The sequence below is a fragment of the Hyalangium sp. genome (assembly GCF_035629615.1).
Lineage (GTDB): Bacteria > Myxococcota > Myxococcia > Myxococcales > Myxococcaceae > Hyalangium.
This window is the reverse complement of record NZ_DASPHO010000303.1, coordinates 1-11,243: the sequence shown is the minus strand read 5'-3', so window position 1 is coordinate 11,243 and position 11,243 is coordinate 1. Positions and strand designations below refer to the sequence as shown.

Genomic DNA, 11,243 nt, shown 5'->3' with positions numbered 1-11,243 from the left:
TCAGCCGCATGCTGACCCAAGAGCGGGAGGCATTCTATGATGATGCCGTCCGCCTCCTGCGCCGTCTGCAGCGACCAGGAGCAGTACGCCGCCTCATGCTGCGTACCCCCCCCTGAAAAGACTTAGCCCCGATGACTTAGCGGGCGCACATGCGCGTGTGGGGCGGAGCTCGCCGGAGTGGATGAGCGCGAGCCCCGCGGTTGCTGCTTCCACTTCGGAAGCAGGTGCGTCCCAGCGGAACGCAGTGGCATCGGAGCCCTGGAGGAGCTTGAAGCATGGCTCTCGGTGACGGGAGGGAGTGGCGTCGGCTGCTGCCGGTCACCCCGCGGAGAGCGAAGTCGACGTAGCGGGACACCCTTCCAGCAGCCTACCCGCCAGCTTATCGATCGAGCACGTTCCCCCAGGCATCATTCTTGCCCCATCCGCGCGCCTCCCCCTGGAGTGATCCTATGCAACTGTATTGCATCAAGTGTCAGCATCACGCGGAGGGCGCGCAGATCATTCCGTGCCCGAGCTGTCATGGGGCCATGGAGGAATGGGCCGCCGTCGTGAAGCGGGTGACGCAGAAGAACGTCGCCAACCGGGAGGCCGAGGCCGCGACCCGGATCCAGCGAGCCTTCCGGGTCGCCAGGGCCACGCAGGGCACACTCCTCGCCGAACGAGCAACGGGGGTGCCAGTCACCCAGGTGCGACAGCAGCAGCTCGCCAGCCTGGACCGGCACTACCTCAGCGGGCTCTATGGACTGCGCGTGATCTCGACGATGACCAATCGCGAGCGCGAGTCCGATCTGTGGATTGGTCACCCGAACAGCACCTCCTACCAGCGTGACGCCTGGGACAAGGAGTGGGGCGCCATCAAAGGGAGCAGGGAGCTCGTCAACGGCGCCATCGCTGCGCTGCTGGGGGGAAGAAGCCCGGTCGCCGGGACCAGCTATTGTCTCGTCAACTCCCGGCTCGCGGCGAGGCGGCTCGAGTTTCTCGCCGAAGGCGCGAAGCCGATCCTGACCGAGCGTCCCAGGATCGCGGCAGGCGATCCGGGGCTCTACCTGCTCGAGTACAAGGTGGCGGGCGGCAGCTTCACCATCCCCTGGAACACCGAGAACAAGGCGTCTGCAGGCAGCTTGTTCGAGGAGTTCTGCAAGTTCGTCGGTGCGACGCCGTCGTCCTATCAGATGTACAAGTTCCTGCACGGACAGAAGAGGTCCTCCAGGATCTACGGCAGCGCCTACGTCGAGCCGGAGCTCTCCGACTCCGAAGCGTTCGACAACCGCGCCTTGCTCAGCGCGCTTCTCGCCAGCCGCGAGTATCAAAAGTTGAAGAGAATGGCCCGAGTGGATCGGCCGATGCAATTCGTCTACGCGGCGTCCGTGCTCCTCATCAATGGACTCAGCAACCTCTCGACGCTGCGGAGATTCAAGAAGGGCATCCTCGTCAAGAGTGGCCTGGAGAGCCTGACGACCGCCGTCAGGATGCTTGCGCTCTACGACAACCACGCTGAGCGCTGCCGCAAGGCCTACGATCTGCTGCTCGACGAGCTGTTCCTGATCCTGGCGGCGACACGCCCCTACCGGCCCAACGAGATCAGTGACAATGAAGCGCTCATCCAGAACCGGCGCATCCCGACACTGGCGAGGCTCGTGAGTGGTGGCAGGGTGAGGCGGTTGATTCACCCGGCGTGGAGCGGGATGGATGCACTGACGACGGCGCTGGAGATGGCCATCGCAGAGTCCGGACGTGACGTTCAGTTGCTCGGGGAGTGGAACAACTCCACCTACTTCGAAGTGGGCTGCATCCTGTCGGCGCAGGGGAGGCCGACTGAGCACAGTCTGGCACCCGAGGCGGCCCCTCGGGTCATCATGGCCACGATGAACCCGAGCACGCCGGGCATCGCAGGCCCAACGCCCGAAGTGATCGCGGGTGTGGTCGCGGCCCGGTACAGGCAGCACCGGGACACCATTTCACTGATCGTCGACGCGACCATTCAGCCACCGCCGGATGTCGACCCGGTGCGTCAGCTCGAGGTCCTGGTGGGCTTGCTGGCAGAGTCGATTCAAGCGGGACACGTCCAGCTCATCCTGGCCCGGAGCTATCAGAAATATCAGGCGCTCGGCAGCGGCAAGATGATGGGCGGCTGCACGACGCTCATCAATGCCAGGACGCTCGCCAGCAGCGCCGGGTACCTCAGCGGCCTCGATAGCTCGGCGTTCCGAGGGCTGGATGAGGTGCAGTTCTTCGCCCACATCCTGAAGTATGCGGCCGATGTGGAGCTGGGCCTCACCGGGGTCGCCTCGAGGAACGCCCGGTATCTCGGAACGTCGGCGGTCTACGAGGGGAAGATCATCTCCTCCACGGGAAGACATGAGCACAACCTGCCCTTCGTGCTCGCCCAGGCCATGACGAGCTGGATGAAGCGGCTGGATGTCGCCGAGATGGACAGCTTCGGATTCGTGGTCAGCTCATTCCTCGACATTCCGGATCCCGTCGCGGTGCGACTGAATCCCGGCCAGGAATCCAAGGAGAGATTGATCGAGAAGTTCGGTGCGGCGACCTACCTATGGAGCGACAGGCAAGAGCGTGGCTTCAACTGGAGCCGTGTCGTCTCGCATGTTCACTCCATCCTGAGGCAGGTCTCGGTCAAGTACGCCGGCTCGAACCAGAAGGGCCCCGAAGCGGAGAGGCTGCCCTTCAAGCCGGTGGAGCCCCCCGCCAGGGGATACGCGGCGCCTGAGCCCGATGCGATCACGGAGCTCTATGTTCCTCCCTCCAACGCCAGGACTGGCCAGGGGACGGACCTCGATCACCTCATGGCGTCCTACCTCTCCACCGCGGTGCGCTTCTTCGACGACCTGACGCTGGTGGAGAAGGATGGCAAGAAGGTGCTCTACAGGAGCCTCATCCTGGCGAAGGACGCCGCCGAGAGGCTCGAGCAGAAACGCTTCCTGGCGAAGCTCTATCGAGGGTTCTTCGACCGCGGGCTCTTGTCCGTCGTGACGACGGAGATGCGCGGCGAGCTGAGCGGAAACTACCTCCGGCTCTCTCTCGACACGGCGCCCAACGAGCTCCCGGATGAAGCATTCAATCAGGTTAGGGCGCGATATACCGCGCTGCTGGCTCGATATGGTGCCTACGCGCCCGTGCTGGTCCGGAAGAGCATTCTGGCGGACGCGGTGAAGAGCGCGCAGGCCGGCAATCGGCTGGCGGGGCTGATCGTGGACTACCTGCGGCAGACGTCGCCCTTGCTCGCTCCCGGCAGGGAGAATCTCCCCAGCTTGCTCTCCATGGAGGGCTCGTCAGGGCTGGCTCTGCATGCGCGGCACTGGATGCTGCAGGCGGAGAGCGACCCGCTCGGCGTGGGCGCTTCGCCCCAGGGCAGCAGCGGCCGGTCCTCCAGCAGCCCCCCAAGGCTAGGCGAGCCCAAGCAGGCCGGGCCCTCACCCTGGCAGCGAGCCTCGGCGCTCTATGCGCAGCACATCCGGGACACCTACAACCTCACCGAGAATCCGGGTGGTGGCGACTGCATGTACTACTCCTTCGATGATGGCCTCAACCTGCGCACAGAGGAGCAGGCGGCCCGCATCAGCGCCGAGGATCGGCTGGGCCCGGCCATGGAACTGCGAGTCCAAGCCGCGGCGGAAACGGCGCGCCTGATCCGGCTGGGGGTAGGCATTGCGCCAGGGATGTTTGGCGACATGCCGTTCCTGCCGGCAAGGCGTGTGGAGCTGATGAGGGTGCTCGATCAGGTGAGTGTGCAGATGGATGCCCTCCGCACGCAGTCGTGGGCGTACATTCGCGACAGGTACCAGCTTGTAGGCCGTCTGCCCGTGGAGCATGCGGCCGAGGCGGAGCAGTACACGCTCGCCGCGGTCGCGGAGAGAAGGCCGCTCCAGGCGCTCCTGACCGAGCTCGCAGAAGCCTATGAATGGGGCCAGTCGCACCGCAGACAGTATGCGAGCCACCTCGATTACATCGGTCTGGTCCTGGTCACGGGAGTCGACCTGCGCATGCACTATGTCGATTCCTCACCCAACGGCATCGCCCAGAATCATGGCCACACCGTCTCGCTCTACCGATACCACGAGTTCTGCATGCAGTACCACGGGAGGCGGGTCGCTCCCGCCAGGAGAACCATCGACATCTTCCATGTGAACGACAACCACTATGTCTTCGGGATACCCAAGTAGCTGGGCAGGAGCGGTTCCGGAGCTCTGCCCACCGTGCCCCTATCCTTCTTATGCGCTTCGGGGTCAATCCGCTCACCGACGCGAGCGGCCTGAGTACCCAGGCCCGAGAAGGATCCGACCGGGACGCGCCTCCGTGATCTTGCCGTTGTCCACGACCAGTTGGCCGTTCACAGTCACGTACGGGATCCCCGCGCTGTATTGCCACGGATTCACGTACGTGGATCGGTCGATGATCGTGTCAGGGTCGAAGGCGACGAGGTCCGCGAAGAATCCAGGTCGCACCTGGCCGCGGTCCACCAGCCGCATGCGTGACGCGGGCAGCGACGTCATCTTGCGGACGGCTTCCTCGAGGGTCAGCAGCTTCTCCTCCCGTACGTAGCGGCCGAGGACCCGAGCGGTCGAGCCCCAGCCTCGCGGGTGGTTGCGCTTGGTGGAGAAGATCCCGTCGGTCGCGGACGCTCCGGAGTCCGTACACATCGAGACGAGGGGATGCTTGAGCGCGGCGCGCATGTCGTCCTCGTTCATCGAGAACGAGATCTTCGAGGTGTTGCCCTTGTCGGCCATGACGATGTCCATGAGGGCGTCGACGGGGTGCTTGCCCTCGGCCTTGGAGATCTCCTCGAGGTTCTTGCCCTCGTAGCGCGCGAGCGCGGGGTCCAACGTGTCGGCGACCAGGATGCGCGCCGCGCCGCCGGTGACCAGGTCGGGATACTCGGCTTCCAGCTCGACGCGCACCTTCTGGCGGTTGGCGGGGTCCTGCAGGCGGGCGACCATCTCCTTGCTCGAGCCCGCCCGCGCCCAGAAGGGGAGCGTGGCGTGGAGGGAGTTCGAGCTCGCCGTCCATGGGTAGACGTCAGCGGAGATGTCGAGCCCCTGCGCGCGTGCGTCCTCGATGCGCTTCAGGACGGCGAGCATCATGCCCCAGGCCTTCGGGCCAGCGGTCTTCAGGTGGTAGATCTCGGCCGGGATGTCGGCCTCGCGGGCGATGCGGAAGACCTCGTCGAGGCTGTCGTGGATGCTCGTGCCCTCGTCGCGCTGGTGGGTAATGTAGCTGCCACCGTAGCGGCGGGCGACCTTGGCGAGGGCGATGATCTCCTCAGTCGTCGCGTAGTGGCCGGGGACGTAGAGGAGCGAGGTCGAGAGGCCGAGGGCGCCTTCCTCCATGGCCTGGGCGACGGCGGCTTCCATGCGCTTCAGCTCGTCGGGGTTGGGTGCGCGGTCTTCCCGGCCGAGGACGAGCTCGCGCACGCCGCCCGCTCCGACGAAGGTGCCGAGGTTGATGGCGACGCGCTTCTTCGCGAAGGCCTGGAAGTAGCCGGAGAGGGTCGTCCAGTCTGGCCTGATGCCGTAGTGCTTCCAGAGATCGGCGTCGGCCTCGATCATCCTGGCGTTGAGGGGCGCGACGGAGCGTCCTTCGCCGGTGATCTCGGTGGTGATGCCCTGGGTGATCTTGCTGGCGGCCCGGTTGTCGACGAGGACGTTGAACTCGGACTGGCCGAGCATGTCGACGAAGCCGGGGGCGACGACGAACCTGCTGACGTCGATGCGGCGGCGGGCCTTGGCTTTACTGAGGTCACCGACGGCGGCGATGCGATCACCGCGGACGCCGACATCGGCCCGGAACCAGGGGGCGCCGGTCCCGTCGACGACGCGGCCGTTGGCGAGGATGAGATCGAAGTCCTGGGGCGAAGCGGTGACGACCGTCATCGTCATGGCCAGCACCGCGATGGCTTGCATCAATTGTCACCTCTCACGTGTCACCTTGAGACGAAAGTGGGCTTGCCCCGATTTAGTGGACACTGGGGTTATGCTGCCAACGTACCAAGTAGGGCGGCCCGTTCATACTCCGCCAGGCTATAGAAGACCTCGATTGCCCCTGGGCCTCGGCCGGACCACCTCCCGGGCCGTGACGGGCCCGAGTCGCTGCTTGGCGGTGGCATGCGCTCCGAGCCACCGGTTAGGCTCGGGCATCCATGGCCCTCCTACGCCTCATCCTCTGTGCCGCGCTCGCGCTCACCCTCATGGCGAGCGGCTGCAAGGATGACGAGTTCGCTCCGCAGAATCCCCCCTCCGATGCAGGAGCCGATGGCGGATCTGGAGGAGCCGATGGCGGCTCGTCGGACTCTGGCACTGTCGATGCCGGGCGTGGAGACACGGGCACGCCTGATGCCGGTGTCGACGGCGGACTGCCGGATGGCTCCGCCGCAGGCCCCGGTCCGCTGCAGGGGCACGTCAACGGCCTCAAGGATCTCGGCCCGCTCCCCGCGGGTCTCGACATCCAGTGGCCGGCGGCACCGACCATCACCCGAGAGATCGACATCGACTCGCACGCCGACTACGCCCAGTACTTCCAGCCGCCGGGTGGCGCTCCTGCCACGGCGCAGACCCGGTTCCGCTTCCACATCGGGATCAACGAGACCGTGGTGGTACAGACGTCGGACACGGAGCTCATCCTGGATCCGGACGTGAAGCTCCTGCGCTTGCTGATCGGCCAAGCCGTGCACCGAGTGCGCGTCTCCGGAGGAGTCTTTGGTGAGATTGAGTTCAGCCTGCCCTGGAACAATGGAACGCCGGAGGAGGGGAGGTTCGCCACCGACGTCGTGTTCGACGGGGTGCGAGTCGAGCCCGAGGCGGACCAGTACGGGCTCGCGTTTGCCATTCGCGCGAAGCGGGTGGCGATCCTGAACAGCGAGACGCAAGCCAAGGTGTACTCGGTGTGGGTGGGCGGCATGGAGCCGCTCCAGAGCACGGACATCGTCCTGGCCAACAACCGGTTCGCCTCCGTCACCGGGAGCGAGGCCACCGTCCGAATGCACAACGTGCTCCGCACCGTCACGGTCCACAACCGGCTGACCAACGGAACCTCGAGCCAGACCGACTCGAAGCACAACTACCGGATCCATGGGATCGCGGCCGAGAACTTCGCCGCCCGCAACCTCCTCGTCCACTCGGGCGTGATGATCGGCGAGGGCGGGGGTGTCCCTGTGGAGCAGATCGGCCAGCTCTGGTTCAACGACAACGTGTTCCACCAGCTGCGCCCCAGCCTGTACCAGATGGGGCTCTCCGCGGTGCAGGAGGCGCAGATCCGCCGCAATCACGCGTACACGGATCGCCACGACTGCTTCTATTGCCCCTCCTCTTCCCCCCCCGGCTGGGACCTCGCGGAGAACACCGTCGGGCCATACACGCCGGCACCTTGAGGATTGGGTTGAAGCTGCAAGGAGCCTTGGGATCTCCAGGAGACACATGTCCAGCTCACGCAGGCAGTTCTTGGCCGGCACCGCACTCGGAGTGGCGGGTGTCGCCGTGGGGGTGACAGCGGAGGCAGCACCTCTTGATGCGGGTGTGACTGCCCCACCGCCTCCAGGTGCACCGCCCGCATTCGGGACTTCACCCTCTGCGGGGCCCAGGGTGAGCGCGAGCACCTTCGCTGAGGCAGAGAAGCTCGTGCAGGTGCAGCTCACGCCGGCCGAGCGCGCCCAGGCCGCCAGCAACTGGCGCGAGATGATGGCGCCGCTCTACGAGATGCGCAGCGGGCCGCGCCAGGTGGTGCTGGAGCCGACGCTGGCGCCCGCCTCGAGGTGGGACCCTGTGCTCCCCGGCCTCGCGACCCGCCCGGCACGCAACCGCTTCGTGCGGAGCAAGGCCTCACCCGGGCCACTGCCTGACAGGGACGAGGACATCGCCTACGCTCCGGTCACAGCGCTCTCGCGGTGGATCGAGTCCCGGGCCTTGTCCTCGGAGCGGCTCACGCGCATCTACCTGGAGCGGCTACAGCGCTTCGATCCGAAGCTGAAGTGCGTCATCACGCTGACGCCGGACCTCGCGCTCGAGCAGGCCCGGCGCGCGGATGCCGAGCTCGCCGCGCGGAAGTACCGCGGCCCGCTGCACGGCATCCCCTGGGGCGCCAAGGATCTGGTGGACACCGCTGGCATCCCCACCACTTACGGTGCCGAGCCGTTCCGGAACCGGGTCCCCACCGCTGACGCGGCCGTCGTGGAGCGGTTGCATCGCGCGGGCGCGGTGCTCGTCGCCAAGCTGAGCCTGGGCGCGCTGGCGCTGAACGACATCTGGTTTGGCGGTGAGACGAAGAACCCGTGGCTGCTGGAGGAGGGCTCTTCAGGCAGCAGCGCCGGTCCGGGCGCGGCGACCGCGGCGGGCTGCGTGGGCTTCTCCCTGGGGAGCGAGACGGGCGGCAGCATCATCGCGCCCACCATGCGCTGTGGCATCACCGGCCTGCGGCCCACCTTCGGCCGCGTGCCACGCACCGGCGCGATGACGCTGTCCTGGTCGCTCGACAAGCTCGGCCCGATGACGCGCGGCGTGGAGGACTCGCTGCTGGTGCTCGCGGCCCTCTCCGGGCCTGACGCGGGCGACGTGGCGAGCGTGCCCAGCAAGCTGGACTTCGACGCCCATGCGGGGGTGAAGGGGCTGCGCGTGGGCTACTTCCCGGCGTGGATGGAGCAGAGCCCGGCGACCGAGGTGGATCGCGCCGCGCTCGAGACGTTGAAGCGGCTGGGGCTGGAGCCAGTCGAGGTCCATCTGCCCGACTGGCCTTATGCCTCCCTCATGCTCATCCTCTTCGCCGAGGCTGCGGCCGCGTTCGAGGAGCTCACGCTCAGCCATGGCGTGGACTTGATGAGCATGCAGGTCCCGGATGCGTGGCCGAACCTCTTCCGCCAGGCCCGCTTCCTCTCGGCGGTGGATCTGATCCAGGCGGACCGGCTGCGCCGAAAGGTGGCGCAGGAGATGGCGCGGGTGATGGGGGAGGTGGATCTGCTGCTGGTGCCTTCTCTCCAGAGCGACATGCTCACGATCACGAACTTCACGGGTCATCCTTCGCTGACACTGCGCATGGGCTTCGTGGAGGTCGACCAGGCCCGGAGTGACTGGGCGCCTGACCCGGTACGTCCCCTGCCAAGGTTCTCGCCGAAGCGCCGGGTGCCCCACGGTGTCACGCTGATCGGACGGCTGTTCGATGAGGGGACTCTCGGTCGGGTGGGCCTCGCGCTGGAGCGCACCTCTGGCGTCGCGCATGAGCGGCCACCGGGGTTCTGAGTTCGTGCGGAAGCCGAGCCAGGCGCAGAGCCAGCATGAGGCGGTTGGCGAACCTCACTCCTCACTTGGCCCGTCGCATGGTGATCGGACTCGCGCGCGATCGTCGCTCCTTGTTGCGCGCCCGGATGTTTTGAATCTCGACGGACACGAAGCCCTCGCGGAACGTACCCTGGGGAGGACTGTCATGCTTCCGCTCCCCGTCCTCGGAGCGGGAGGCGCGCAACGCCACGGAGGCCGTGGGTTCGAGCCGGGACCGCGGGAGGAACTTCAAGTAGGGGAGCAAGTCCTCGTCCACGGCCTGCTCGTTCACGGACCCGGGTCTACCGGGGCGCTACACCTCAGCGCAGGCTCCCTCGTCCGCTGCCGTGGCATCAAGGTGAACAAGCGCCCCAACACGTTGACATCTCTGTCATCACGGACCGAAACAGGCTTTATTCTTCACCTCGCAAAATTCGGATTTGTAAAATCTGTTGAGACGGGCCAACGCATCGGCCTCGGTGCAGGCGGGCTCTGAAATACCTTCAGGAGGTCGTCCGGTGCATTCCAAACAAAACGTAAACCATATTTTTCTTCCGTTGGCATTCTGCGGACACGCTACGGGCCCCGACACCATCAGTTCCTGGTAATCGCTCACCATCGCACCGCCGGCGCCCCAAGCGCGAAAAACAATGGCCGTTGTCGTGGGAGTGACATTCAATGTTTTCGTGCCGTCGAAGCTGCCAGCAGGACCCGGGTTGAACACGTTGGACTGGATGACCGATTCGCGTTCTTCGGACGTACCATCCGGTTTGACGAAACCAAGGCGTTCAAGCAATTCGATCTTCTTGGCATCGTTGGCTCGCCAATTTATCGTTAACGGAACGTTCGTGGCGGGGTTTGATGGAGAAGTGGTAAAAACCGCAATCACAGGCGTGCGTGCCCAAATTCTTATTTTTATGTCGGTAGGGTCGCTGATAAGGTCTTTGCCCATAGCCTTGGGATTGATGCTGCGCTCCACGAAGCTATATGTCCGCAGGGTTCCGTCGGGCGGCGGCACAAAAGGACCGGCGGCAAGCGACTCTTTGGTATAAATGCGAATTCGCCGGATCGTCGTCTGCGCGTTTGTATCATTAGCAACGTCTTCGACGGGTAAATAGACTGTGTTTGCCAACGCGCCCGGAACTGGCGGGCTCGACACCCGGGCCAGATCGATACCGTTTTCCTTGATCGTCAATTCATTGGCTAAGCCGTGTTTGACGATGAATTCGAAAGATCCGCCGCGGTTGTAGTGTTCCGGGTCTCCGTCCCATTGGCGCGCGCCGACCTTCACAATCACTGGGGGTTTCGCGAAGGGGGCGTTATCGGCGATGCCTTGCGCGATCTGCGTCAGACCGGGGCAACCTACCAACGGTATTATTAAAATTGCGGCAACGAGCAATCGCTTTACGGTCCATCGCTCCATCTTCCGTTCTCCCTCGTGTTTTTCAATCCCATTGTTTCAAGCTGCTAACGGCCCGAAGGATAAGTTTGCGGCGAGCAAAAGCGCATAAGAAGGATGGAGGCTGTTAAGTGGGGGACGGGCTGGAGCAGAGAGACAGAGGAGGGCCGCTGACGGTGCAGGAGAGCCGTGCGCCAGCGCACCCTGGGAGGGTACATCCGGCCGCCATTCCGGATGTAGTTTGGCGATGGGCTCCAGGTCGGGACCAAGCAGCGCGCCGCGCGCATAAGCTCATTCACCACTCGGATCGCGGCAGCCAATACGCCAGCACCGAGTACCAGCGGGCTCTGGCCTCCAGAGGCCTCCAATGCAGCATGTCCAGGAAAGGGCAACTGCTGGCACAACGCCGTCGCGGAGAGCTTCTTCAGCAGCCTGAAACTCGAGTGGGTGTACCTGACGCAGTTCGCCTCGCGGCACCAAGCCCGCTTGGCGATCTTCGAGTACATCGAGGTCTTCTACAACCGTCGTCGCCGGCACTCGAGCCTGGGCTACTTGAGCCCTTTGGAGTATGAGCGAGCCGCCCTACC

Annotated in this window: 6 protein-coding genes and 1 pseudogene; 4 read left to right on the top strand and 3 right to left on the bottom strand. The window is 65.2% G+C overall.

Annotation, left to right across the window (positions count from 1 at the left end):
• Positions 1–527: 527 nt before the first annotated feature.
• Positions 528–4,181 (top strand): hypothetical protein, encoded by a 3,654-nt coding sequence (locus VD972_RS15375; RefSeq protein ID WP_324987431.1) that lies wholly within the window; start codon positions 528–530, stop codon positions 4,179–4,181.
• Between the two features lie 72 nt (positions 4,182–4,253).
• Here the strand turns inward: VD972_RS15375 and VD972_RS15370 are convergent, their stop codons facing one another.
• Positions 4,254–5,918: a D-aminoacylase gene (locus VD972_RS15370; protein WP_324987429.1), complete on the bottom strand. Its 1,665-nt coding sequence runs from the start codon at positions 5,916–5,918 to the stop codon at positions 4,254–4,256.
• A 236-nt stretch (positions 5,919–6,154) separates the two neighbouring features.
• On the opposite strand from VD972_RS15370, the gene VD972_RS15365 reads away from it, so the two are divergent.
• The gene (locus VD972_RS15365) at positions 6,155–7,381 is read left to right on the top strand and encodes a hypothetical protein (RefSeq protein ID WP_324987426.1); all 1,227 of its coding nucleotides are present in this window, start codon (positions 6,155–6,157) and stop codon (positions 7,379–7,381) included.
• A gap of 46 nt (positions 7,382–7,427) precedes the next feature.
• The gene (locus tag VD972_RS15360; RefSeq protein WP_324987423.1) at positions 7,428–9,239 is read left to right on the top strand and encodes an amidase; all 1,812 of its coding nucleotides are present in this window, start codon (positions 7,428–7,430) and stop codon (positions 9,237–9,239) included.
• A gap of 61 nt (positions 9,240–9,300) precedes the next feature.
• Here the strand turns inward: VD972_RS15360 and VD972_RS15355 are convergent, their stop codons facing one another.
• A complete protein-coding gene (locus VD972_RS15355) occupies positions 9,301–9,549 on the bottom strand; it encodes a hypothetical protein (protein ID WP_324987420.1) in 249 nt (82 codons plus the stop codon).
• Positions 9,550–9,651: 102 nt separating this feature from the next.
• The gene (locus VD972_RS15350) at positions 9,652–10,680 is read right to left on the bottom strand and encodes a hypothetical protein (protein ID WP_324987417.1); all 1,029 of its coding nucleotides are present in this window, start codon (positions 10,678–10,680) and stop codon (positions 9,652–9,654) included.
• Between the two features lie 266 nt (positions 10,681–10,946).
• Here VD972_RS15350 and VD972_RS15345 point away from each other — a divergent pair.
• Positions 10,947–11,243, top strand: a pseudogene (locus VD972_RS15345) (integrase core domain-containing protein); the annotation flags it as partial.

Coding starts and splice junctions, on each gene's coding strand:
- VD972_RS15375 (WP_324987431.1), top strand. CDS start 528: ATGGAGGAATGGGCCGCCGTCGTGAAGCGGGTGACGCAGAAGAACGTC.
- VD972_RS15370 (WP_324987429.1), bottom strand. CDS start 5,918: ATGCAAGCCATCGCGGTGCTGGCCATGACGATGACGGTCGTCACCGCT.
- VD972_RS15365 (WP_324987426.1), top strand. CDS start 6,155: ATGGCCCTCCTACGCCTCATCCTCTGTGCCGCGCTCGCGCTCACCCTC.
- VD972_RS15360 (WP_324987423.1), top strand. CDS start 7,428: ATGTCCAGCTCACGCAGGCAGTTCTTGGCCGGCACCGCACTCGGAGTG.
- VD972_RS15350 (WP_324987417.1), bottom strand. CDS start 10,680: ATGGAGCGATGGACCGTAAAGCGATTGCTCGTTGCCGCAATTTTAATA.